General features: G+C 62.6%; 16 protein-coding genes. 5 read left to right on the top strand and 11 right to left on the bottom strand.

The window, feature by feature from the left end; all coding sequences use genetic code 11:
- Positions 1-110: 110 nt before the first annotated feature.
- The 3 genes from ACTQX9_RS03650 to ACTQX9_RS03640 form a co-directional block, all read right to left on the bottom strand.
- Positions 111-3,737 (bottom strand): UvrD-helicase domain-containing protein, encoded by a 3,627-nt coding sequence (locus tag ACTQX9_RS03650; RefSeq protein WP_441540510.1) that lies wholly within the window; start codon positions 3,735-3,737, stop codon positions 111-113.
- Between the two features lie 3 nt (positions 3,738-3,740).
- The gene (locus ACTQX9_RS03645) at positions 3,741-6,839 is read right to left on the bottom strand and encodes a PD-(D/E)XK nuclease family protein (protein WP_441540509.1); all 3,099 of its coding nucleotides are present in this window, start codon (positions 6,837-6,839) and stop codon (positions 3,741-3,743) included.
- Between the two features lie 240 nt (positions 6,840-7,079).
- Entirely contained in the window at positions 7,080-7,379 is a 300-nt protein-coding gene (locus tag ACTQX9_RS03640; protein ID WP_154515917.1) for a YerC/YecD family TrpR-related protein, read from the bottom strand.
- A gap of 326 nt (positions 7,380-7,705) precedes the next feature.
- Between ACTQX9_RS03640 and ACTQX9_RS03635 the strand changes: the two genes are divergently transcribed.
- Complete coding sequence (locus tag ACTQX9_RS03635; RefSeq protein WP_441063510.1) at positions 7,706-8,071, top strand: phage holin family protein; 366 nt, start codon at positions 7,706-7,708, stop codon at positions 8,069-8,071.
- A 137-nt stretch (positions 8,072-8,208) separates the two neighbouring features.
- Here the strand turns inward: ACTQX9_RS03635 and ACTQX9_RS03630 are convergent, their stop codons facing one another.
- Positions 8,209-8,637: an RrF2 family transcriptional regulator gene (locus ACTQX9_RS03630; protein WP_154515923.1), complete on the bottom strand. Its 429-nt coding sequence runs from the start codon at positions 8,635-8,637 to the stop codon at positions 8,209-8,211.
- Positions 8,638-8,889: 252 nt separating this feature from the next.
- Between ACTQX9_RS03630 and cysK the strand changes: the two genes are divergently transcribed.
- On the top strand, positions 8,890-9,828 hold the full coding sequence (gene cysK / locus ACTQX9_RS03625) for a cysteine synthase A (protein WP_441054804.1): 939 nt from the start codon (positions 8,890-8,892) through the stop codon (positions 9,826-9,828).
- A gap of 17 nt (positions 9,829-9,845) precedes the next feature.
- Entirely contained in the window at positions 9,846-11,111 is a 1,266-nt protein-coding gene (gene mnmA / locus ACTQX9_RS03620; RefSeq protein ID WP_441540508.1) for a tRNA 2-thiouridine(34) synthase MnmA, read from the top strand.
- 8 nt (positions 11,112-11,119) lie between these two features.
- On the opposite strand, the gene ACTQX9_RS03615 is transcribed toward mnmA, so the two are convergent.
- The 4 genes from ACTQX9_RS03615 to ACTQX9_RS03600 all read right to left on the bottom strand — a co-directional run bounded on the left by ACTQX9_RS03615 (position 11,120) and on the right by ACTQX9_RS03600 (position 16,028).
- Positions 11,120-12,493 carry a hypothetical protein gene (locus ACTQX9_RS03615; protein ID WP_441540507.1) on the bottom strand — a complete coding sequence of 458 codons (1,374 nt, stop codon included), beginning with the start codon at positions 12,491-12,493 and terminating at the stop codon, positions 11,120-11,122.
- A gap of 138 nt (positions 12,494-12,631) precedes the next feature.
- Positions 12,632-13,651, bottom strand: a complete 1,020-nt coding sequence (locus ACTQX9_RS03610; RefSeq protein WP_117635086.1) for a M42 family metallopeptidase — start codon at positions 13,649-13,651, stop codon at positions 12,632-12,634.
- A 264-nt stretch (positions 13,652-13,915) separates the two neighbouring features.
- The gene (fucO, locus tag ACTQX9_RS03605) at positions 13,916-15,082 is read right to left on the bottom strand and encodes a lactaldehyde reductase (protein ID WP_154515935.1); all 1,167 of its coding nucleotides are present in this window, start codon (positions 15,080-15,082) and stop codon (positions 13,916-13,918) included.
- 229 nt (positions 15,083-15,311) lie between these two features.
- Entirely contained in the window at positions 15,312-16,028 is a 717-nt protein-coding gene (locus ACTQX9_RS03600; protein ID WP_154515938.1) for a YoaK family protein, read from the bottom strand.
- A 250-nt stretch (positions 16,029-16,278) separates the two neighbouring features.
- On the opposite strand from ACTQX9_RS03600, the gene ACTQX9_RS03595 reads away from it, so the two are divergent.
- The gene (locus ACTQX9_RS03595) at positions 16,279-18,423 is read left to right on the top strand and encodes a YgiQ family radical SAM protein (protein ID WP_441540506.1); all 2,145 of its coding nucleotides are present in this window, start codon (positions 16,279-16,281) and stop codon (positions 18,421-18,423) included.
- Here the strand turns inward: ACTQX9_RS03595 and ACTQX9_RS03590 are convergent.
- The 3 genes from ACTQX9_RS03590 to ACTQX9_RS03580 all read right to left on the bottom strand — a co-directional run bounded on the left by ACTQX9_RS03590 (position 18,420) and on the right by ACTQX9_RS03580 (position 22,814).
- Positions 18,420-19,331, bottom strand: a complete 912-nt coding sequence (locus ACTQX9_RS03590) for a CPBP family glutamic-type intramembrane protease (protein WP_441540505.1) — start codon at positions 19,329-19,331, stop codon at positions 18,420-18,422. The two genes, ACTQX9_RS03595 and ACTQX9_RS03590, sit on opposite strands and share 4 nt — an antisense overlap.
- 102 nt (positions 19,332-19,433) lie before the next feature.
- Positions 19,434-19,637: a type II toxin-antitoxin system RelB/DinJ family antitoxin gene (locus ACTQX9_RS03585; RefSeq protein ID WP_117734431.1), complete on the bottom strand. Its 204-nt coding sequence runs from the start codon at positions 19,635-19,637 to the stop codon at positions 19,434-19,436.
- 972 nt (positions 19,638-20,609) lie between these two features.
- Entirely contained in the window at positions 20,610-22,814 is a 2,205-nt protein-coding gene (locus ACTQX9_RS03580; protein WP_441540504.1) for a DEAD/DEAH box helicase, read from the bottom strand.
- 643 nt (positions 22,815-23,457) lie between these two features.
- Here ACTQX9_RS03580 and ACTQX9_RS03575 point away from each other — a divergent pair.
- A complete protein-coding gene (locus tag ACTQX9_RS03575) occupies positions 23,458-25,800 on the top strand; it encodes a heavy metal translocating P-type ATPase (protein WP_441540503.1) in 2,343 nt (780 codons plus the stop codon).
- The last annotated feature ends 102 nt before the right edge of the window (positions 25,801-25,902 follow it).

The raw sequence follows: 25,902 nt of genomic DNA, 5'->3' as shown, positions 1-25,902 counted from the left end.
GGAATACATCTCAACCGATGTATGGGGGTAGCTAAAAGAGCCCCGTCCCAAATTAGCTACCCCTGAGCTGCAGTGGAATCGAAAAGGATTCCACCGCACGTTATTGAGGGCTAGAGGTTGTAGGTGACCACCTGGGGCTCGGCGAGCTCGACTAAGACAGCTGGGGCCGTCTGCTCCACGCGGACGAACTTGACGGTCACCGTCTTAAAGCCCGCCTTATGCAGAACATCCGAATAGACGCGCGCCTGCAGGGCGTGCTTCTCAAGCAGCTGGTCGGGTGTCTCATCCGGCGTGCCACCCGTCTTGTAATCGATAACCAGTGCGCGTGACGGATCGGCCGGGTCGGTCGCCAGCGCATCGATGGCGCCCTCGGCATATGCACCGTAGCGGGCAATGTCCTTGTCCTCGCAGCCCAGCGAGAAGAACGGCACTTCGGCACGGACGCACGGCCAGGCAAGAAGCTCGGCACGGACCGACGACCTGAGCCAGCGATTCAGGGCAACGTCAAAACGCTCGCGCTGCTCCGGCGTCAGGCACCACAGGCGCGTCAGCGCATCGGCACGCTCAGCGGGCAGCGCATCGGCACCCATCTCGATGAGCCACTGGCAGGCGGCATGGAACGCCGAGCCCAGCGCCATGGGGTTGCCGGCGGGCTCGACAGCAGCCACGTCTGCATCGGCCATCTCCGAGCCATCCGACTCGGCATCGTCGCCCGCCTCGTCCATGGGAACACGCGCCTCGGCGGCACGGTCTTCCGTCTCGGCATGGAGCGCCGCGGCGATCGACGAATAGCTGTACGAATCACGCGCCGGGAACGGACACGTGCCCATGCGCACGCCCGCAGCCTGGGGATATACGAGTTCAAACGAATCGGGCATGGGGTCGGCAGGACCGGGCACGGTTGAGTGCGCAGCATTATCGGCGACATCGGTATCGCCACGAACGAGCCTGCCCTCGGCATCCAGCGAAGCGTTGGCCTCAAACGCCTGCTCGCCAAAGGTAAAGTCCGAAAGCGAAATGAGCTCGTAGTCGCCCGGCTGGGAGTTGTCGAATACCAGGCGGTCGGCATCGAGCTGCGGCATGTCCAGAGCGTCGGTCGGCAGAATGCGGCGCAGCACGTCGTAGGTCAGATCGGTCTCGACATCGAAGGTCGGCACCGTCACCTTGCCACGGCTCACGCCCGCGTCCATCGCCAAGATCACCAGCTCGCGCGCACGGGTCATGGCAACATAGAGCAAACGGGCCCGCTCCTCGAGCGAAAGCTGCAGGTCGTCGTTGCGCAGGCGGGCAAATGCCTCGGCGGGAGAACCCGTCGCACAGACGTCCTCCATGAGCTCCGGCGGTAGCCACAGCGACGTGCCCTTGCCCTTAAACGCATGCTCAAACTGCTTTTTGACGTCATCGCCCTTTACGAACGTACCGTCCGAGAGTTTAACGCCGTCGAAGCGTGCCGGCAGCGCCACGACCTGCGCTCCGCCCCCGACGCGACCCATCTGTGCCGAACCCGAGGACTTACGCACGCCAAAGCACTCGGCGACCGCCACGACCGGATATTCCAGACCCTTGGAGGCATGAACCGTCATGATGCGCACCGCGCCGTCGCCCTCCTCGTTGAGGGCGCCCGGGGCCTCCTTGCCCGCCAGGAAGCGATCGAAGGCAAGCGCAATGGAGCGCGGCGAGTTACCGAACTCGGCCTCCGCCTCGGCCACGGCATCGAGCGCCTTGAGCACGTTGGCGGCGATGGCCTTGCCCTCGGGGCCGCGCTGCGCCAGGCGCACGAACCAGCCGGAGGCATTGACCGCGTCGCGCGCGATGGCGGCGAACGAATCACGCCCCACGCGACGCAGTGCGTAGCGCAGCACCTCGCGGGCACGCGTCACGAGCGGCAAGCCCTGCAAGCCCGGCACATCGGAATCGCTCATGATGCCCGCGTCGATGTTGCGGCGCGACGTCTCGCCCGTCTGATCGTCGAGCTTGGTCGCCAGCGCCAGGAACTCCTGGGCGCCGAGTGCAAACATCGGCGAGGCCAGCAGTGGCATAAGACCCTGCGCCGTATCGGCCGGATTGGCGAGCGCGCAAACCAGGGCGCGCACCGTCTGCACCTCGGCAGCTTGGGCAAAGACCGAGCCGCCCGCGATGACGCAGTCGAGCCCCTGGTCACGGAAGGCCTGTGCGTAGACGCCTGCGTTGGTCATGCGGCCCAGTAGCAGCACCATGCCGCCCTGGGGCTGGCCGGCATCGGCAAGCGCGCGGAATCGCTCCGCGATCGCGCGGGCCTTGGCCTGTGTGCGCTCCTGCGTACTGCCGCCGGCAACAAAGAGGGCCTGGCGGCGCGAGGCATCCGCCACCAGCGTGTCCTTGCGGCCGTCGCTCGCCTCAAGATCCAAAAAGCCCTGCATCAGGCCGCCGTCATCGCCGTCGAAGACGCGGGCCACATAGCGCAGCACCTCGTCGTGGCTGCGGAAGTTGCGCACGAGCTTGACGAGCTCGCCGGCGGGGGCATCGGACGTGGCAACCGTCTCCGACGCCGCCGTCGATTCCACCTTGCGCTCCTGGCGACGGAACACCTCGACCTCGGCGCCGCGGAAGCGATAGATCGACTGCTGCGCATCGCCCACGGTGCACAGCGCGCGCTCCCCCGCGCCGGTCAGGTGGCGGATCAGGTCGACCTGCATCTGGTCGGTATCCTGAAACTCATCGATCATGACCATCTTAAAGCGGCCCTCGTACGCAGCACGAATGGCAGGGTAATCGCGCAGGGCCTCGTAGGCCATGCGCAGCAGGTCGTTATTATCGAGGGCGGACTGGGCAGCCTTCAGTGCGCGATACTCGGCCTCTACAGAGCGGGCCAAGCCCACCAGTGCATCGAGCGCGGGGCCACCGCAGGCAAGCACGATATTGATAAATGCATCGGCGGCCTCGGCCTTGAGCAGCTCGACCTGTTCCTTGGGGAACGCCTTGCTCGCGCGCGGCATGGTGCACGACATCATGAGTCGCGCCGCATCGACCATGGTCTTGCCGCTCGCCTCGAACGCGTCGATGGCGTCGAGCGCCGTCTGCGCCTTCTCGGTCGCCGCCTTGCTTGCGCCCAGCGCCGCGCGATAGGCATCGGCGAGCGCCGAGGTATCGGCCTGGCCGCGCGCCACGCACACGTCGTCCATACCGCCCGGCAGCTGGCTCGAGAGCTCCAGCAGGTCACGCACCAGACCCTTGATGGTCGTGCCGGCGCCAAAGGGACCGCCCTCGCCCGCCATGGGATACCAGGCGTAGAGGGCCTTGAGCGATGCCGCGAGCTCGGGGGCGGCATCGGGTGCCGTCGCGCGGGCCAGCACATGCTCAACAGCCTGGTCCATGAGCTCGTCGGTATCGGTGAGCACCGTGAACTCGGGGTCGATGCCCAACTCCAGCGCGTGTGCGCGCAGGATACGCGAGCACATGCCGTGAATGGTCGAGATCCACGCGTCGTCGACGGTCAGTGCTTCCTCGTCCATGCCCTCGTCGATAAGCGCACGGCGCACGCGGTCGCGGATCTCGGCCGCGGCATCCTTGGTAAAGGTAATGGCGAGCACCTGGTCCAGATGCTCGACGAACGGACCGGATTCGGGCGAGAGCGCGTAGACGATGCGGCGCGTGAGGGTAAAGGTCTTGCCCGAACCGGCGCCCGCCGAGACAAACAGCGGACGGTCGAGCGTCTTGACGATCTGCAGCTGTTGCGGCATCAAGGTCGAAAGATCCATGGTCTACACGTCCCTCCTTACAAACGTTCCTTCGTGGTTATACGAGCAGCGGGCATGCGCGGCCTGCGTCGACGCCGGGTCGACAGCAGTGACGTTACCCGCCTCGAGTTCGCGCAAGCGCTCGGCGATGCCGGCCTCCACGCGATCGAGCAGGGCGTCGAAGTCCATGCTGCCACCCTCGCCGGGGAAACCTTTCTTAAGGCCCGGGATGCGACCGTCGCCACGCTCCTCCTCGAGCAGCTCGGCGCTCGCGGCACCGCGCAACGCCGGCTTGCCGCCCTTGGTCGAAAAATAGAGCGCCGCACGGGTATCCAAATCCAGCGCCCGGCGCATGGCCTGGGCGTAGATGAGCGTTTGGGTATGTGGCGGCAACCAGCGCGGATCGTCGATGGGCGCCGTGCCCGATTCCTCGTCGCGCACCGTAGGGTCGGCGAGCTTAAACTCCTCAACGCCCGTGCGATGCTTGTAGTCAATCACCACAGCGCGATTCTCGGCATCCACATCCACACGGTCGATGCGCCCGCCGAGCGGCCAGCCGGCATACTCGACCTGGAGCTCGTTGAACGCAAACTCCAGGTAGCGCGGAGCGAAGGGGGCAAGCGCCTCGGACTCGTAAGCAAGCACGCCCTCCAGCTGCGGCAAGATCTCGGCCACCTGGCGCTCCTCCACCGCAGAGAGCGGTACCAGCGGGCCCTCGTTGCCACGCTTGCCGGCGTGCTCGGCCAAGGTCTCGGCAAAGACCTCGTGCAGCAGCTCCTGCGCACGCGGCAGGTTTTCGGGCGTCACACGCTCCATGCCCTCTTGGGGCAAACGGGCATGCAGATGTTCCAGCACGTCGTGGACAAAGTTGCCCTTCTCCATGTTGCCAAAACCCGCGTCGATAGACTGGGGCTTAACGCGATACGAGACGAACCAGCACAGCGGGCAGGTGGAATAGGCCTCGATCTGCGAGGCAGACGTCAGACGCGGTACAAGCGGCGCGTCCTCGCCCTCGCCGTCCCGACGGCGCAAGACCAGATATGGCACGGCCGCCTCGCTCAAATGCTGAGGAGCCTCGCATGCCACGCGCTCGCGCTTGAGGCCCTTGCCGGCTGCAGGGTCAAAATCACCTACGATATCGCCCTCGCCCACGCATGTCACCTGAGCGGCACCGGTGGCCTCGGCATGCGCCCGCAACTCGGTCCACACGGCAGCCGGATAGCACTCGCGCGCCTGGCGATCGTGCGTCACGCGCGCAAGCGCAACCGGGCCACGTGCCGCCCGCATCGCGTGGCCAAAGCGCACGCGCAACAAGGCCGCAGGCTCAAGCGTCACGCCCTCGCGACCAAGGCTCGCAGCCAACGTGGCCAGCGGTCCTTCCTCGTGTGAGAGCGGATAGCTGTCCAGATCGACATCGGCAAACAGCACGGCATCGTAGCTGCCGGGGCGCAGAGCCGCCACATCGGCAAGCGAGGCAAAGCGAACCTGGGCACGTGGCGCACCGTCAACCTCGTAGGTCTCGTAATCGTAGGCGGTGCTACGCTTGTCCACCTTGGTGCGAATGCCATCGAGCACGGGCACGGTCGCGGCCTGCGACACGTCGAGCGCGCGGGCGTCATTCATAAGGATGTCGATGGCGTGGCGCAGCAGGGCCGCCTCCGCTTGGCGACGAGCTTGGCCATCCAGGCTGCCCAGCGAGCGATCGGGCAACGCCTCGGCAACGGCAAGCATGGCCTTGAGCGCCGTCACGGGCTTGTCGCGCCACAGTGCCTGGAACACGTCCGAGACCACACACGGTACGTTCTTAAACCAGTTTTCGTCGCTCGCCGCCTTGCGTGCGCCCCTCACCTGGCCTTGCACGCTCTGCAGCAGGCTCTTAACGCCCGCGGTAGTCTTGCTACGCGAGAGACGCATATTCTTATCGAAGATACGGGCATTGGCTGCATCAGCGCCCGAAAGCGGGCTGTAGATCCAGTCGGCAAGCTCAGGCGCGGGCCACCACTCGGTCTTTGACGCCACACCCTCATCGGCCGCCTTCATGCGCTCGATCAAGCTGGCAAGCGCCGCAAACTGCCTGCCCGCAATGGATTGGGAAAACGCCGTGAATTCAGTTGTCTCGGCAGCGATATGACGAGCCGCCAGACGAGAGGCGAGCTCACCGAACAGCTGGGGTGCCCGGGCAGAAACAACGAGCACGCGTACGGGGTCGGCGGAGAGGCCGGCGGTATCGTCGGCCCCGAAACCCTGGCGCGCTTTTACCAGATCATCAATTGCGTCCGCATAAGCATGAGCGCGGGCGTGGGGGCCCGCGACCTCAATAAAGGCAGGCTGAGCGGTAGCTCCACAAGCGGCATCAGACGCGACGGCGTCCTCCCTCAGCGGCGCGACCTCAAACAGCACACCGCTGGCATCAAATGCCGCGGCAAGTTCCTCGCGCATCGCCGCCTGCTCGCGAGCAAGCAGCACGACGACCTCTCCCCCACTGTTCGCCACAGCAGACAGCAGCTCGAGCAGACCGTGCGTAAACGACGTGACGCCGCGTACACAGACGGCACGGGCGCACGCCGGCAGATTATCGGCCAGAGCGCTGGCCATAATGTCAGCCGCCTCGCAGGGCTCGACCATATCTCGACGGTCCAAACCGCCCGCGTAGGCACGCAAAAGCTCGAACACACGAGCCTCGGCATCGCTTTTTGGCTCAGGCCGGCAATTGTTGCCACGGCATCGCTCGGCAGCTGTCCCCGCCACACCTGGCAGCACATCGCGGGCCATACGCGCAAGCATGCGCACCGTGCCCTGGCTGCGCGAAAGCGGCTGCAGGTCGACATCATCGAGACGCGTGACCATGTCCGAAAACAGCATCTGGCGCTGCAGGTTGTCGACGAAACCGCGCCCGTCGCCCAAAAGCTCCCAAAGCGAGCGAAGCCACGACGCGGGCGTCTTGTAATCGATGCCCAGCGAAACGCCGGCTTCCGCCGCATCATGACGGCACAGGTCGAGCTCGGCAAACGTTGGCGCCAGCAGCACGGCACGCCCGTGGCGGGCAATAAGGTCGGCAAGCAGCGCCGACTCGGCATCGCTCAAATCCGTGCCGGCATTAGTGGTATAGATTCGAACAGGCATGGTCCTCCACTCAAACTGTTCGCAATAATCAATGCATCCATCCTACCCGCCCAAGCGGACACATTGCCACCGCAGCTTCATCTTTTGGCGCTTTGGAGACAAGTCGCTTTGCACCACGTTGGTGCCAAGGGGGCGGACTCGTCCGTTGGTGCAAGCGAACCTGGCCCCTTTGCACCAATTATTCGGCATATAAAAACCGCCCCCGGAGGAGCGGTTTTTCACAATTCGTTTTGCCGCGGCCTATTCGCCATCCTCCAGCTTAATGAGGATCTTGCGGTAGCCACCGTACTCGCCGTTGAGCGCCTTGGATACACGGCTCACCGTGGTGGACGAAGCGCCGGTACGGACCTGAACCTCGACATAGGGCTCGCCCTCGTCCAGGTAGCGCGCGACCTGCAGACGCTGCGATAGATCGCAAATCTCGCGCGGTGTGCAGATATCGGTCAAAAACGCTTGGATATCTTTCTCGTCGTCCAAAAGACTAAATGCGTGGACTAGCTGCTTGACATCAGGCTTGTCAAACATGTTCTCGATATTCATCGATCACCGCCAAACCCGCCAAAAGGCATCGAAGTTGATACTGGCACCGGGCATCGTTCGCCCATTCTATGCAATAGGGCAACGCATGTGGCTTTTGCCCGTAGTAGTTTAGCACACCACCAAACTAAAGTGACAAGACTCTCTGTCAGTGGCGCGTTTTTTAGGACGAACGCCGTTTTGAAACCGAATGCGCACGCAAGCTCCACGAATATCTGAGACAATGGGCGCCCAACGCAGAGGCGCGCGCCAAGGCAACCATCCGATTCGCCGCGGCAAACGAGCTTACGCGCCACCAACACGTCACGCGCACCGGAAAGGAACCCACCATGCGCTTCTTGCTCAACTGGCTTTTGACCTCAATCGCTATCGCGATCGCCACGTTCCTCGTCCCCGGCATTCAGCCCTTCGGCATGGCCGACGCCTGGGTCTGCTTTGCCTTTGTGGGACTGTTCCTCAACATCGTCGACTCGCTCGTCAAGCCGCTCCTGACGGTCATCTCGCTGCCGCTCACCATTATCACGCTGGGTATTTTTCAGCTTGTAGTCAACAGCTTTATGCTCGAGCTTGCCAGCTACCTATCGGTAAATCTGCTGGGAGCGGGCATCTCCATTGCCAGCTTTGGGTCGGCCTTTATGGGTAGCATTTTGGTGTCCATCACTCGAAGCATCTTCGACAGCATCGCCAGGAACTAAAGCAACCGGATACGGACCGCCACAACACGCCAAAACGAAGGCCGTCCATCGCAACGATGGACGGCCTTCGCCTTTGTCAAGCCTCAGAGGACAAAAGAATCTACCATTTCTACCCCGTCCCCAAATGGCTGGTGGGGCTAGATGACGTAGTCGTAGCCCCCGTTGGGGGCGACGAGCGCATCGAGCGTCACACCGTCGAGGTAGTCGTTGATGAGCTTGTCCAGGTTCTTCCACACGTCGAGCGTGGGGCACTCATCAGATCGCGAGCAGCCCTTGCAGTCGCCATCCAGGCAGGCGACCGGCGCCAGGCTGCCCTCGGTCAGGCGCAAGATCTCTCCCACCGTGTACTGCTCGGGCGGGCGCGTGAGCACGTAGCCGCCGCCCTTGCCACGCATGCCCGAAAGCATGTTGGCGCGCACGAGCGTAGCCAAGATGTTCTCGAGATATTTCTCGGAAATCCCCTGTCGCGCCGCGATCTCTTTGAGCGGGATGCGACCGGCCGCCTGGTGCTCGGCCAGGTCGACCATAACGCGCAGGGCGTACCTGCCCTTAGTAGAAACCAACATATATAGTGCTGCCTTTCGGTCTTTTAATCCGTTGAAATTCTAGCCGAAAAATTGGCTTTGAAAATACCCATTCCAGTCAAGGTGGTTAATCGGCTCGTAATAATCTCCTATTTCCTATTGCATTACTAGGCTTTAGTGTCTACTATGCTTGCCAACAGCTAAATGAACAACCTATAAGGTTTATGGGTTTAGCTACTAGGCCACCGTAAAACCACACGGTATCCAGTCATTTGAACACTTTGGAGGTTCACCATGAGCAAGGTTTATACGTCCATCGATCAGCTTATCGGCCACACCCCGCTTTTGGAGCTCACTCACTTTGAGGCCGATGAGGACCTCAAGGCCCGCGTGCTCGTCAAATTGGAATACTTCAACCCCGCCGGGTCCGTCAAAGACCGCGTCGCCAAGAACATGATTGACGAGGCCGAGAAGGCCGGCAAGCTCGTGCGTGGCGGCGACTATACCATCATCGAGCCCACGAGCGGCAACACTGGCGTCGGCATCGCCTCGGTGGCGGCGGCTCGCGGCTACAAGGTGATCATCACCATGCCCGAGACCATGTCCGTCGAGCGCCGCAAGCTTATGCAGGCATACGGTGCACAGCTCGTGCTCACCGACGGCTCCAAGGGCATGAAGGGCGCTATCGCCAGGGCCGAGGAGCTGCAGAGGGAGACCCCCAACAGCATCATCGCCGGCCAGTTCGTGAACCCCGCCAACCCCGCCATCCATAAGGCCACGACCGGCCCCGAGATCTGGGACGACACCGACGGCAAGGTCGACATCTTCGTCGCCGGCGTTGGCACCGGCGGCACCGTGACCGGTGTGGGCGAGTTCCTCAAGGAGCAGAACCCCGAGATTCAGGTTGTCGCCGTCGAGCCCGCCACCTCCCCGGTACTCTCCAAGGGCCAGGCCGGTCCGCACAAGATCCAGGGCATCGGTGCCGGCTTTGTGCCCGACGTCCTCGACACCCAGGTCTATGACGAGATCATCCCCGTCGAGAACGACGACGCCTTTGCCACCGGCCGCGCCGTGGGCCACAAGGAGGGCGTGCTCGTGGGCATTTCGTCCGGTGCCGCCGTGTGGGCCGCGCTGCAGCTGGCCAAGCGCCCCGAGAACGAGGGCAAGACCATCGTGGCACTGCTCGCCGATACCGGTGAGCGCTACCTGTCCACGGCACTGTTCCAGGACTAGAGCCTTTTTCCCATAGGTTGAGCTCAGGGACGAACCTGCCTCCTCTCTCTCCCGACGGTCTGAGCCCATCCCGTCAGGGTGTCCCACGAGACGTCCGAACTTGCTACAATGTCTGCGGCGCGGAACCAGCCTCCCGCGCCGCTTTTCTTTTTTGGCCACATGCCACCAAGGAGAACCTCCCCATGCACAACAAGCGCGTGCTCGTCGCCATGAGCGGCGGCGTCGATTCCAGCGTGACTGCCTATCTGCTCAAGTGCCAAGGCTACGAATGCGTCGGAGCCACTATGCGCCTCACCTGCCCTGCGCCCGATCCCGTCACGGGCATGAGCAAGGTCGACCGTGACATCGCCGATGCAAAGGCCGTCGCCGATCGCCTGGGGATACCTCACCATGTGCTCGACCTGCAGCAGGCCTTCGACCGCAACGTTATCGAGCGCTTCGTGACCGCCTACCAGGAGGGGCTGACGCCCAACCCGTGCATCATCTGCAACCGCCATATTAAGTTTGGCGCGCTGCTCGACGCGGCACTCGATATGGGCTGCGACTACATTGCCACGGGTCACTACGCCAAAACGAGCCAAGCGCCCGATGGCACCTGGCAGCTGCACCGCGGCGAAGACTCCAAGAAGGACCAGAGTTACTTTTTGTATTCGCTCACGCAAGAGCGCCTGGCACGCACAATCTTTCCGCTGGCAGGGTTGGACAAAGAGCGCGACGTGCGCCGCATTGCCGCCGAGCAGGGCTTCATCAACGCCAAGAAGGCCGAGAGCGAGGATATCTGTTTTATCGCGGACGGCGACTACGCGGGCTATATCGAGCGCCGCTGTGGGCATGCCGCCGAGCCGGGCGATATTGTATGGCGCGACGGCAGCGTGGTCGGACGCCACAACGGCGCACTGCGCTATACCGTCGGCCAGCGCAAGGGCCTGGGCGTCGCGATGGCGCGCCCCGTGTATGTAACGGGCGTCGATGCCGCCAACAACATTGTGCATCTGGGCGAGGCTGAGGACCTGACGGCGACAGCACTCACGGCCAACGACTGGATTTGGAGTGCCCCTGCCGACCGCATGGAGGCAGAGCTCACATCCGGCGACATTCGCGTGGACACCAAGTACCGCTACCGTCAAAAGGACCAGGCAGCGACCCTTACACGTGGCGCCGACGGACAGATGCTTCTGACCTTTGACGAGCCGCAGCGCGCCGTCGCCCCCGGCCAGGCCGTCGTTATCTATCGCGGCGACATCGTCCTGGGCGGCGGCACGGTAACTGCCGCCATCAGGTAGCCGCAGGATTATCGCCGCACGTGCCGAAGCACTTCAACAGCAGCATTCACCTCGATTACGCGACGCTCGAGGCCGCGGCAAATGGACTCGAGCCGGCCCTCCGCTGTGGCCCATTCGCTCTGCGAAAGAATCTCAATCGCCTCATCAACAAATCCGTTGAGCCGCGATGAATCGAACCAATCGAGTGAGTCCGCAAGCGCCAGCTGGACGGAAGGGTCGGGCCCAAACGGCTTAGCAGAAAACCCAAACTCCCCAGCTGCGAGCACGGCAGTTGGTACGTTGTACCACAGGCAGTTGCCGCTATCGAACAGCGGAGCAGGCCTTATCTCCAGGGTGTCGACATTGCGGATGATGCCGAAGTTTCGCCAATGGCGATCGCTGTTGGCCAAAAGGGCATCGCAGACAATCATCTGCGACATAGACCTTCTCACGGCAGCCTCGTCTGCTCCATGCTTACCAAGGAAGCGGCAGTACCGGTCGTATGTCGAGTTTCCCCGCTGGCTACCAAGTGCGCCCTTGACGTAAACAGCCGGAACGTATTCCTCGCGGCCGTCAAGAAAGTCGTCGCACAGACACACAGGGCCATCGAACATCCGCTCAACCGTATAAGGAACAAACTCGCCCTCCGACAACAAGCGACGATGTAGAGCCGTTGCAACCGCCTCGTTAAAGGGACGCTGATCGTCCATGCCGCGCCCCTTGACCAGAACGCGAACAGCATTGCGAATCATCCACGATTTAGGAAGCTCGCCCTCGGATGTGTTGTCGGGATTTTTAAGACCGATGCCCTCCAGCCAACCCGAACGTCCCTCGGGCGCCGATCGCTCAAAATCATTCTCGAAGTAATTGAGGTTTCGCCATTTGAGCCCGTCGCATTCTGCCGGCCGCAGCCAATAGCAATCCGAAAGCGAGAGGCCCAGGCACTGAACCGGGACCTCGATGCCACTGGCAATTCCCAGTTCACGATAGCGCGAGACGAGTCCGGGGCGAACATCGGGCACCGACCGATGGCTCCACCACACGTTGAGCTCCCGTTTATTCACCGTAGGAGAAGAGCTCGAGCACGTGCCAAACGGCATTCGTTGTGCATCGAGGACCTCCGCGATTTCGAAGGGAAATTCGCGCGACGGATCAAATGAGACATGCGCGACCTCATGGTCGGCCGACATCAGCGTAAACTTGCGCCCCACATCGGCCGCAGGACGGCGTCCACGTTTGCGGACCTTTTGATAAGCGACCGCGGAATTGTACTCGACCATCTTCCGTCCGCCCACAATATCGCACGCGAGCGTTCCCGATGCGGCAAGTTGAGATATGCGGGCTTTCGTAACGCCCAGCAGGCGGGCAGCATCACCCATAGACAAGTACTCAGACGTATCCATACACCGCATCACCTCGTTAAGTAATTTACACGTTTAGTTAATAGATTACATATATCATAATACTAAACGACCAAAAGCGAAAAAAAGCCCGATAAATCGGGCTTTAGCGATTGGTCAGCCGAGTCGCAAGCTGCTCCCCTAGCGCTGAACGTAGGCGCGAACCAGCTCGTAGGTATTGCGCACGCCGTCGATGTGGCTGCGCTCGTAGTTGTGGCTCGCGTACACGCCAGGGCCGATCAGGCCGTGACGGATGTCGTAGCCGGCAGAAAGCGTGGCCTCAACGTCCGAGCCGTAATGCGGGTACACGTCGATGGCGTAATCGAGCTCCAGCTCGCGCGCGATATTGGACAGCGTGGTCACCAGATCGTAGTTGTAGGGGCCGCCCGAATCCTTGGCGCAAATCGACACCATGCGCTCGGTGCAGCCCAGATCGTCACCCACGCAACCCATGTCCACGCTGATCATCTCGCGCGTGTCGGCCGGCACGAAAGCGCCACCGTGGCCGACCTCCTCGTACACCGTAAAGAGCAGTGAAACCTTGCGCGAAAGCGTCACCTCGCCAGCGGCGACGGCACGCGCCAAGCCCAGCAAAATGGAGGCCGACAGCTTGTCATCCAGGAAGCGGCTCTTAATGTAGCCGCTCTCCGTCACCGTGGTACGCGGGTCCATAGCGATGATGTCGCCCGTCTGAATGCCCAGCTCAAGCACGTCATCCTTGCTGTCGACATTCTCATCGAGCAGGATTTCCATGTTCTTCTCGATGGTCTTGACCGGCTCGTCGGCCACGTGCGCCGAAGGCTCGGTATTGAGGACCACACCCGTGTACACATTGCCATCGCGCGTGTAGACGGTGCAGTTCTCGCCATCGGCCGTAGACCACTGATGCCCGCCGAGCGTCGTGGGACGCAGGCGACCATTGTCCTTAATGGAGCGCACCATGGCGCCCAGGGTATCGACATGGCTCGCCAACACAAGCGGCTCGCCCTCGCCGCCAAGCTCAACCAGCACGTTGCCCTTATTGGAACGCTCGGGGCCAAAGCCCATATCGCGCAACGTTTCCATTAGATAATCAGTCGCCGCACGGGTATAGCCCGTAGGCGAAGCAATCGAGGTAAGCGCCTTCAACTGGTCAGTAATATAGGAGAGCGTAGAATCCATCTTGGACACCAAAGTCACCCTTTCATATCGAATTAAACCCACAGCAACAATACCACCGCGAACCATCTTTTTACCTAGCGAGACAACCCATCGGGCTTCTCAGAGCAGCGCCCACCACGATAACGAGCCGGCGGGCCCCGCCCGTTAGCCCCAGAATCTTTCCGCAGGACAGAAGGAGGCCCCGCCGCACGTAGTGCGCAGCGGGGCCTCCGACATGTCCGAGGACGATTGTGGGGCTAACGGGCAGGGGACCGCCGAACCATGTTAGGCAGCCGGGCAGATCTTCTTGAAGAGCTCGATGACGTCGTCGAGCGTCGCCTCGCGCGGGTTGCCCGGGAAGCAGGCATCGGCCATGGCGTCCTTGGCCAGGACCTCGATCTCGTCAGCCTTCATGGCCTCGCAGACGTGCGGGATGTTCACGTCAGCGGAGAGCTGCTTAACGGCGGCGATAGCGGCGTCGGCAGCCTCATCGGTGCTCATGCCCGTGGTGTCAACGCCCATGGCGACGGCGACCTTGGCCAGGCGCTCGGCGCAAACCGGCTTGTTGAACTCCATGGCAATCGGCAGCAGCATGGCGCAAGCGACGCCGTGAGGGGTGTCGTAGTGAGCGGACAGGGTGTGAGCCATGGCGTGATCGATACCCAGGCCAACGTTAGAGAAGCCCATGCCGGCGACATACTGACCAAGAGCCATGCCCTCGCGGCCGGAGCCGGGCTGGCCGGACTTGGCCTCGGCAACGGAGTCGCGCAGGTTCTCGCTGATCAGCTTGATGGCCTCAAAGTGGAACATGTCGGAGAGCTCCCAAGCGCCCTTGGTGGTGTAGCCCTCGATGGCGTGGGTCAGAGCGTCCATGCCGGTGGAAGCGGTCAGGCCGGCGGGCATGGAAGCCATCATGTCGGGGTCGACGACGGCGACCTCGGGGGCGTCGTTGGTGTCGACGCACACGAACTTGCGGACCTTTTCGGGGTCGGTGATGACGTAGTTGATGGTCACCTCAGCAGCGGTACCGGCGGTCGTCGGCACGGCGATGGTGAACACGGCGTGGTTCTTAGTGGGAGCAACGCCCTCGAGGCTGCGGACATCGGCGAACTCGGGGTTGTTGATGATGATGCCGATGGCCTTGGCAGTGTCCATAGAGGAGCCGCCACCGACGGTCACGATAGCATCAGCCTCGGCGGCCTTGAAGGCCTCGACGCCGTCCTTGACGTTCTGGATAGTGGGGTTGGGCTTGATCTCGGAGTAGAGGCTCCAAGCGATGCCGGCGGCATCGAGCTCATCGGTCACCTTAGCGGTAACGCCAAACTTGACCAGATCGGGATCGGAGCAGACGAAAATCTTCTTGTAGCCGCGACGCTGGAGCTCGCCGGGGATCTCCTTGATGGCGCCGGAACCATGATAAGAAATGGTGTTGAGAACGAAACGATTAGCCATTGATAGCCTCCCATCGTGTGCGGGGCACCCATTACGCCCCACGCTATGGCTCCCATCCTAACGCTTTTGAAGCGAAAAACGCGTGAGAACGTCAGATTATTTAAAGCGTTTCAACAACTGGTATCGTCACCGCCTGACCACTAAACAAAAAAGGGGCGGCCGAGATGACCGTCCCCTCCCCATTATTGATCAGTGTGGCAAGGGGTCAGCCCCTTGCCACACCCTGCCGCTATTTTTGGCAGGCCTCTTTCCAATCTTCGCAGGCGCGCTTCCAGCGAAAACGCAGGTCGCGCTCGCGGTCGATAAACATGATGGCAAACGCCACGAACAGCAGCACGCTCGCCACCGCAATAGCGTGCAGCCCCATGCGCTCAATACACCAGTTTCCCAGCACAGCGCCAAACACAAAGGTAAAGATCACGCCAAAGTACAGCAGGCCGTTTTCCAAAAAGCCGCGCTTGTGGGTGATGATGTAATCGTCCACGTTTTGCAGCGCATTGCGCAGGTTACCGATGCACATGGTCGTGGCAATGCCGTGACCGTGGATCTTGCGGAAGCTCTCGACCTGCATACCGCAGGCAAACGAGATGAGGCAGTTGGCGAGCAAGTTGTAGCCGCCACCGGGGATAAAGCTCACGCCCAGCAAGATGACGGCTTCAAAGAACACCGTCACCTGGCGCCAGTGAATCACGCTGCCAAACCGTTCGTGTACCAGGTCGGCAAGCATAATGCCCACGGCAAACGACACCACAGGGAAGAAATAGCGCCCCGCGAGCGCCCAATTGCCCTCCGAGATGCTCACGCCCACCAGCAAGATGTTGCCCGTCTGCGCGTTGGCGAAAACATGGTCGCGCCCAATGTACGAATAAACGTCCATAAAGCCACCGGCGAGCGCCAAGATGATGCCCAGCTCAATAGACTCCGATATCTGTTTGGCACGCTGCATCGTCGTGCGCCCTCCTTGTTGACGACCCTCTCGTGCGTTGGCGGAAACATAGCCGCCGTTCATACTGTAACCCATTGACAACATGGCGCGCCCGCGAGACGGACTCCCCAACGCGCAGATACACCGTCTGGAAACAAACGGCGGGCGCGGCATCGACACCCGACACCTCATGTACTCCACCAGTCTTTTTAGACCCGTCCCAAAAAGACTGGTTACAATTACGTGCAGCATACAAACACCGGGAGGAATCGTGGCAAAAAAGCCCCAGGACGCTCAGCACAACCAGCACGGCAAGCATGCCCAACGCGGCCAGCAGCAAAAGCGTGGAAGCAAAGCCCAGGGCTCGCGCCCCGCGCATGCCCCGGCAGCGCCTGTCCGCCCCTGGCGCCCGGGCCGCGATAAGTTTCTCCCCGTCAGCCGCGCCGACATGGATGCGCGCGGCTGGGACCAGTGCGACTTTGTCTACATCTGCGGCGACGCCTACGTGGACCATCCCAGCTTTGGCATGGCCATCATCAGCCGCGTCCTCGACGCGCACGGCTACAAGGTGGGCATCATCTGCCAACCCGACTGGACCGACCCCGCCAGCATCACCGTGCTCGGCGAGCCGCGCTTGGGCTTTCTCGTCAGCGCCGGCAACATGGACTCCATGGTCAACCACTATTCGGTGACCAAGCACCGCCGCCACACCGACGCCTATACCCCCGGTGGCGAGGAGGGGCACCGCCCCAACCGTGCCGTCACGGTCTACGGCAACCTCATCCGCCAGACATTCAAAGACGCCCCCATCATCATCGGCGGCATCGAGGCAAGCCTGCGTCGCTTGGCCCACTACGACTACTGGCAGGACAAGCTCAAGCGCTCGGTACTGCTCGACTCGGGCGCCGACATCCTCATCTACGGCATGGGCGAGCACGCGATTGTCGAGATCGCCGACGCGCTCGACGCGGGACTGCCCGTCGATCAGATTACCTATATCAACGGCACCGTCTACCGCACGGGTTCGCTCGACGAGGTCTACGACTACGACCTGCTGCCCAGTTGGGACGACCTTACCGCCGACAAGCTCAACTACGCGCGCAGCTTTAACGTGCAGCAGCAGAATATGGACCCCATCACCGGACATCGCCTGGTAGAGCCCTACCCCAACAGCGTCTATGTGGTGCAGAACCCGCCGTCGGCGACGCTCACCACCGACGAGATGGACGAGGTGGCCGAACTCCCCTACGCACGCGATTGGCATCCCGATTACGACGCAGCGGGCGGCGTGCCGGCCTTTGCCGAGATCAAGTTTTCGATCAGCTCCAACCGCGGCTGTTTTGGCGAGTGCTCGTTTTGCGCGCTCACCTTCCACCAGGGTCGCGTGCTGCAGATGCGCAGCCACGACTCGATCATGCGCGAGGCCGAGCTGCTCACGCGCGATCCCGAGTTTAAGGGCTATATCAACGACGTGGGCGGGCCGACGGCCAACTTTAGCCGTCCCGCCTGCGACAAGCAGCTCAAGCACGGCGTATGCAAGAACAAGCGATGCCTGTGGCCGAGCGTGTGCAAGAACATGGTGGTCGACGAGAGCGGCTACACCCAGCTGCTGCGCGACCTGCGCCAGCTGCCGGGCGTCAAGAAGGTCTTTGTCCGCAGCGGCATCCGCTTCGACTACACCATGGCCGATGCCTCGGACGAGTTTTTGCGCGAGCTGCTGGAGCACCACGTCTCGGGCCAGCTACGCGTAGCACCCGAGCACGTGAGCGACGCGGTGCTTTCCGTGATGGGCAAACCGAGCCGAGCCGTCTACGACGCATTCTGCCGTAAATTTGAACGTCTGAACCGCGAATATGGACTCAAGCAGTACGTGGTGCCGTATCTGATCTCGAGCCACCCCGGATCGACGATGAAGGAAGCCGTGGACCTTGCCGAGGCCGTGCGAGACATGGGCTACATGCCCGAGCAGGTGCAGGACTTCTACCCCACGCCGTCCACCATGTCGACGTGCATGTACTACACCGGCGTGGACCCGCGCACCATGGAGCCGATCTATGTGGCGCGCGACCCGCACGAGAAGGCCATGCAACGCGCGCTCATCCAGTATCGCAAGCCCGAGAACTACAAGCTCGTGCGCGAGGCGCTAGAGAAAGCTGGGCGTCGCGATTTGATCGGCTACACCAAGCATTGCCTGATCCGCCCCGTGCCGCCACGCCCGGGCGAGACATCTGCCGGCGGCGGACATGGTACCGGCAAGAAGGGCGGCAAGGGCCACGGTGGCACTGGCGGCGCTGGAGCCAAGGGGCCCAAGGGCGGCAAGGGCCACGGCGGCATGTCGCGCGCGCAGAACACCGCCGGACGCAACCGCGCAGCTCAGGGGCGTCAGGGTGCCAACGGAGGCGGTCGCCGCAACTAAGGCAGCAATGCGCTCGCTGCGTCCATCCCACACGCGTGGCGCAGCGAGCGCATTGCCTCAACGAGGATGACGCCGGCGATGGCGACCGTAATTGCCACGTCGAGCGGCGTGTTCACAAACCAGAGCAGGCCCATGAGATACGACCCGGCATTAAAGGCAAAGTGCAGCAGGATCGTGTAGCGGAGCTTTCCGGTCGTCACGAGCACCCAACCAAAGATGAGGGCGGCGGCACCCGCGTAGCAACCCTGCACCCAATTCATGTGCATAAAACCGAAGATTGCCGCCTGCAGCACAATCGCCGCGGCGACACCCCACGTGCTTGGGGCCGCCCAGGGCACTATGGCGCCGTCTTGCGCACTCGCACGACGCCGGCGCTTCCAGAGCGGACGGCACTGGGGATTAAACGCACGCAGCGAAAACTCAAAGATAACACCGCGCACCAGGAGCTCTTCGCAAAACGGCGCGCCGAGCACCGTGGTCAGGACGGCAAGAGGACTGGTGTCGCCCATGCCCGTTTCCTCGACAAGCTCGCTGTAGTCGGCCGCGGCATCGGGCAACAGCGACAGCACGGCGTCGGTCACGTAGCTAACGACCACCTGCAGGGCAAGACCGATCACGATAACGCAGGCGATGCGTTTCCACGCCCCACGCGCTCCCCCGCCGAGCGGATGCTCGCTTTGCGAACGCGCCATAAACGAGCGCGGCCACAGATAACGCCACCACAGCAGCGCCATCAAAAACGACGCCGTCTGAGCGGCGGCCTGAAGCAATTGAATGTCGAGGTCATCGATCGAAAAACCCATGAACACCGATGCGACGCCAAGGGCGGAGAACAAAACGACGCTCAGGGCAATATCGACAGCGACGACGCCAAAACAGGCAAGCGCCCAAATCATCGCATTGAGCATGCCAACCTCCTCCCGACAGGTAGTCATTTAAGAACGTCCCCAACGACTACCCTAACTGCCGGCAGACAAGTAACGTCCCCAAGTACCGGCAGTTTGGGACAGTCATTGTTGATGAGAATCGGGTGCAGTGCCAAAGGCCCCGTTGGGCGAGATGTCGAACGGGAAGGTGCCGCAGCGATTGAACGCGGCGATAAACATGCGGATGGCGTTGGACGGCGTGGTACCCACGAGCTGGGTTGCCGCCGCGAAGGCCGCCTTTTCCTCGGGCAAGACCTTCGCGACAACCGGGGTCATGTGTTCTGCCATGGCGCTTCCTTTTTGAAACAACGGTAGTGCGGATAGATGCGGGCCACGCGGCTGGGCGACGGGCTGTGAAGGCAACCCGATTGGCCCGCATCTGGAGTTTGTTTCTGCGGCGTTGGTATTACTTGGTATTCCTAAGTTATACCCAGCAGATAGAATACCACACCCGGCCCCATGGGGACGGAGAAAAGACGGATTATTTTGTTGCTGGGTTAGTATTTAGAGCGTGATGATGTCCGAGATATCGAGGGCCTAAGCGTCGGCGTATGGCGCGCCCAGGCTGGGTATCCGACGCATGGCGCCCTATTGTCTTGCATAATTTCGCTTATGCCATGCATAAAAAGACGGGGGCACCCCTTCTCGTCCCAACGTACCCCCGCTTGTACCGTGCAAAAACCGGAGTTTTCAGCATCGTGGCCCCCGCAGGCGGTGCCGAAAATCGTGGACGCCGCGCGATTGGTGTCGTTTTGGAGCACGGTGCGACGCGAAACGCGCGTTATCGCCGCGCCGGACGCCGTCAGCCAACCCAAATCGCCTGCCGAAGGATCCCGCTGGCTCAAATAGACGCTTCCGGCGCGTATGCAGTCACCCCGGCTTGCTGAAAACTCCCAAAAATGCACGGCGCGCCCCGGGGGACCCGTGCGCGCCACGAAAAACACGCCCGCATCCAAAAGAATGCGAGCGCGAAAGCCGGATGGCGGCAAGGGCGCCAGGCAGCGGGCGAAATCCCCGGCGTGTCCGCCCGGGCACCGCAGCCGCCGCGCGTCAGCAGAAAACCTCATGCCCTGCGTCGATGTCGGCCCCCGCGTACGCGAATCTCCAACTAGATCGATAGCCCGTATCTCTTGCCGCGACCGTCTCCGCGCGTTTCCACGAAGAAGACTCGCCCCAACTAATACTGAGCCCACTAAAAGGGCCCCGAGCATAGTCTGCTCGAGGCCCAAACTCGTGTCGCCTTACCGCGCGACGCGTATGTTACTTGCGCTTGCCGCCGCCGTCACCGGGGCGACGGGAGCTGCCGCCGCGCTTGCCGCCACGATTGTTACCATAGCTGCCACGGTTATCGCGACCGCCGGCACGGCCACCACGGGAGCCGGCCTGGTTGCCGCCGCGACCGCCACGGTGGCCGCCGCGACGCTCTTCGCGGGTATCGTCGTAGTTGCGCCAGTCATCGCGACGATCTCGACTGGCACGCGGATCGCGACGATCGCGCGACTCGCCAGAACGGCCGGCGCCACTGCGGCCGCCATTGCCGCGAGCATCCTCGCGACGCTCACCGCCGCGGCCGCCGCGCTCTTCAAAGCGCTTGCCGCCACGGGACTCGCCGCCGCGGCCACCGCGCTCGTCATCGCGACCGGAACGACGACGGTCGCCCGCGCCGCGCTTGCCGCCGCGCGAGCCACGGCCCTCGTCCTCGCGCTCAACACGGCGTCGACCGCCGCGGTCCTCGTCCTCACGACGACGGCGGTGCGCCTCGCCCTGGAACTGCTTGGCACGGCGCTCGGCACGGTTGCCGCGCGGGGCCGGCTCGACGGCACCAGCACCTGCACGCTCCTCGGCAGCCACCTCGCGGGCCACGCTCTCCACGGCCTCGTCCACGCGAGCCTGAATGCCCTCGCGCACGCGGGTCTTGCCGCCGCGCTTGGGACGGCTCGGGCGCTCGCTGTCGCCACGACGCTCATCGCGACCGCGGTTGGAACGACCGGCCACATCGCCGTAATCGTCGCCGTTGCGCTTGCCGTCGCGACGCGCCTGCTCAAGCTTCTTCTTGCTCTTGGACTTACCGCGCTTGGTCTTCTTCTTCACCTTAAAGGCCGCAGGGTCGCGCTCGGGATCAACCGCGGGCGGATTGGGGCCCACGTGCAAGTCGCCGGCCTCGTAGATGTCGGCAGTCTTGTCCATGAGCTTCTCGATCTCGTAGAACTCATCCACGTCCTGCTCGGTCACAAACGTGATGGCCCAGCCCAGCTCGCCGGCGCGGCCCGTACGGCCAATACGGTGGATGTAGTCGGTCGGCTCGGCCGGCACGTCAAAGTTCACGACGTAGCGCACGTCGCTGATGTCGATGCCGCGGGCGAGCACGTCGGTTGCCACCAGCACGTCGACGGTACCGTCGCGGAAGGCCGAAAGCGCGCGCTCGCGCTGGGCCTGGCTGCGGTTGCCATGAATCGCGGCAGCCTTGATGCCCTTGCGCTCCAGACGACGGCAGCAGCTGTCGGCACGGTGCTTGGTGCGCATAAAGACGATGGTGCGCTCCGGGCCTTCCTTTTTGAGGAACTCGGGCAGCAGGTTGTTCTTGGCCTCGATGGACACCGGGAACACAAACTGGTCGACGGTGTCGGCGGTCGACGTGGCGGGCGCGATCTCCACGCGGGCCGGGTCGCTCACCAGATCGGTGATCTCGCCCACGGCCTCCTCGTCGAGGGTCGCCGAGAACAGCAGCGTCTGGCGCTCGGCCGGCGTCTCGCGCACAATACGGCGAACGGCGGGCAAAAAGCCCATGTCGAGCATGCGATCGGCTTCGTCGAGCACCAGCACCTTGACCTCGTCCAGGTGGCAGGCACCCTGTTCGATCAGATCGACCAGACGGCCCGGCGTTGCGACCAGGATATCGCAGCCGTACTTGAGAGCAGCGGTCTGCGGCTTGTAGCTCACGCCGCCCACGACGGTCACGGCAACATGGCCGGTGACGTCGGCGATCTTGCTCGCGACCTCGTCGATTTGCTGGGCGAGCTCGCGCGTAGGGGTGATGACGAGCATCACGGGGCCGCGGCCGTTGCCCTCGGGCTTTTTAGCACCGCGACGACGGTTACGGCCGCCGCGCTCGCGCACAGGTTTGGGAGGAGCGATGTGCTCCAGATTGTTCATGGTCGGCAGCAAAAAGGCGGCCGTCTTGCCGGTGCCGGTCTGAGCGGCGGCAAGCAGGTCGCGGCCCTCGAGCACCACGGGGATCGAGCCGGCCTGCACGGGCGTCGGCGCCGTGTAACCCAGGTTCTCGATGGCACGAAGTATCTCGTCCGAAAGACCCAGCTCATCAAAGGCGGGCAGGTTCTCGGTAGCGGACTCGACGGTCTCGGCGGCGCTGGCCTCGTCGGCCGCATCGAAGGCAGCCTGGGCCATGGCCTCGCGGGTCTCGTCCAGGATCTCGGCGTCGGTGACGTCGGATACAGAATTACGCATATGTTGTTGTTCCTTATCTGCACGCGCAAGGGGCACGGCATGCGGCCGCGCGGGCGTGCTTGGTAGTGCGCTAGTACATACAAAAACGGGTGCGCACAGAGAGGACGTTGCTCAGCACGCTGGCGATCGCTTTGGCAGCCCTATCACGCGCCGTCCAGACGCAGCAGCTCTAAGCGATGGAGCAGATTCGCCGCCGGTTAGTATACCCGTACTCCGTATGCCCCCACGTAAACCACAGATGACGGGGCGGACGGGGCGAGTCTGGGCCAATTGTCTCAATCTGTAACAGTTACGAGGCAAAACCAGGTCTACACGTTACGAATCGAGACAAACCAAAACCTCGTAAAACAACATCTCGATCTGTAACAGATAGAGGTCATTTTCCCTGCCAGATGTTACAGATCGAGATGTTAAGCAACCGCCGAATTGTTTGTCTCAATCTGTAACAGTAACTCGGCAAAAATGGAACTAGATGTTACAGATTGAGACGAAGGGCGAGGATGGTGCGCTAACTTGGCAGTCGACACCCGTATCGGAATGTCATACATTTCAACTTTTGCCATACACCCCCAGGGGGTATGGGTGTATAGTATCGGCATGTTAACAATTCCAACACCAAACCAAACTACAGAAAGGAGAGGCCATGGCTCAAGATAAGTTCGACGTAGGCGGCATGACATGCGCCGCCTGCCAGGCACACGTGGACCGTGCCGTGAGCAAGCTCGACGGCGTCCAAAGCGTCGCAGTCAACCTACTCGCCGGTTCCATGATGGTCGACTACGACCCCGCGAAGGTCTCCCCCGACGATATCTGCACCGCCGTCGACCGCGCGGGCTACTCGGCCTCACCCGTCAGCACGGGCACCGGTGCCGCCGGCTCAAACGGCAGCGCACAAGCCAGGTCTGGCGCCGCCCATATGGAGTCGCCCACTAAAAAGCTGGAGGCCGCCGCCTCTGCCATGCGCACCCGCCTCATCGTCTCGATCGTCTTCCTCATCCCACTGTTCTACATAGGCATGGGACACATGCTCGGCTGGCCGCTGCCCGGCATTTTCACCGACCATATCCACAGCATGACGCTCGCCCTCACCGAGCTCGTTCTGCTCATCCCCATCGTCTACGTCAACGACGCATACTTTATCAACGGGTTTAAATCGCTCGCGCACGGCGCGCCCACCATGGATGCCCTTATTGCCGTGGGCGCCACCGCTTCCATTGCCTGGTCGCTCTATGCCATGTTCATCATGGCCGACCAGCTGGCCACGGGGCAGGTGCACGAGGCCATGATGACAGGCATGGACAATCTGTATTTTGAGAGCGCGGGCACGATCCTGTCGCTCGTCACCGTGGGCAAATACCTCGAGACGCGCAGTAAGTCCAAAACCGGCGGCGCCATCGAGGCGCTCATCGATCTGGCGCCTAAAACCGCGACCGTCGTTGCCAACGACGGCAGCGAAACCACCGTCGACGTCGATAGCATCCTTCCCGGCCAGGTCCTGCGCGTGCACCCCGGCGAGTCAATCCCCGTCGACGGCGTGGTGCTCGAGGGTAGCTCGGCCGTGGACGAGAGTGCGCTCACCGGCGAGTCAATCCCCGTGGAAAAGGCCGCCGGCGACACCGTCAACGCCGCCACCGTCAACCGCACCGGCTCGTTTACCTTCCGCGCCACGCGGGTTGGTGCCGAGACATCACTCGCCAAGATTATCCAGCTCGTCGAGGACGCCAACGCCACCAAGGCGCCCATCGCCCGCATGGCCGACAAGGTCGCCGGCGTGTTCGTGCCCGTGGTGTTCGTGATCTCGGCCGTGACCTTTGCGGTGTGGATGGCACTGACCGGCAGCATAAACGAGGCGCTCACCTCCGCCGTGGCCGTGCTGGTGATCAGTTGTCCCTGCGCGCTCGGCCTAGCCACGCCCGTCGCCATTATGGTAGGCACCGGCAAGGGCGCCGAGATGGGCATTCTGTTTAAGAGCGCCGAGGCGCTGGAGAACCTGCGCGGCGTGGGTACCGTGGTGCTCGATAAGACGGGTACGGTCACCCGCGGCAAACCCGCCGTGACCGATATCGTGGTAGCCACGCGCGCCGATGGCTCGCCCGCCATGAGTGAAAAGGCGTTACTGAAGCTCGCTGCCGCGCTGGAGCGCTCGAGCGAGCATCCGCTGGCCGAGGCGATTATGACCGAGTGCGAGGCGCGCGGAATCGTGGCGCGCATGGTCGAGGACTTTGCCGCCGTGCCTGGACGAGGCGTTACGGCGCGCGAGGGGCAGAATACCATCGCAGCCGGCAACGTGCGTCTGATGAACGAGCTGGGCGCGGAGGTGCCCTCAGGACTTGCGGAGCGATTCGCCGCCGAGGGCAAGACACCGTTGTTCTTTGCCAAGAACGGCGAGCTTGTCGGCACCATTGCCGTGGCTGACGAGGTCAAGGAGACGAGCGCCGAGGCCATCGCTGTAATGCGTTCGCTCGGCGTCGACGTGCATATGCTCACCGGCGACAACCGCGTCACTGCCGAAGCAATCGCCCGCCGCGTAGGACTGAGCAGCAAGCAGGTCATCGCCGACGTGCTTCCCGCCGACAAGGAACGCCACGTGCGCGAACTGCAGGATGCGGGCGGCAAGGTCGCCATGGTGGGCGACGGCATCAACGACTCCCCCGCCCTGGCGCGCTCCGACGTGGGCCTTGCTATCGGCACCGGCGCCGACATCGCCAAGGAAGGGGCAGATGTGGTACTCATGCGTAGCGACCTCATGGACGTCGCCCGCGCTATCGAGCTTTCGCGCGCCACGATTCGCAACATCAAGCAAGACCTGTTCTGGGCGCTGTTCTACAACGGCATCGGCATTCCGCTCGCTGCGGGCGCGTTCTTCCCCCTCACCGGCTGGCAGCTCTCGCCGATGTTTGGCGCCGCGGCGATGAGCCTGTCGAGCGTGTGCGTCGTGTCCAATGCTCTGCGCCTGAAATCCTTTAAGCCTAAAGTGGCAAAATAGGCTCACCATTACGTCCATTTAGAACGGGTTTTCCAGGTGCACGAGATTGACCTGAAAGAGGAGCGACGCGTACTTTGGTACGCGAGCGACGGCTTGAAGGTC

Source organism: Collinsella sp. LCP19S3_F2 (assembly GCF_052121015.1).
Lineage (GTDB): Bacteria > Actinomycetota > Coriobacteriia > Coriobacteriales > Coriobacteriaceae > Collinsella.
Note: the sequence above shows the minus strand (reverse complement) of the source record. Positions and strands in the feature narration are given on the sequence as shown.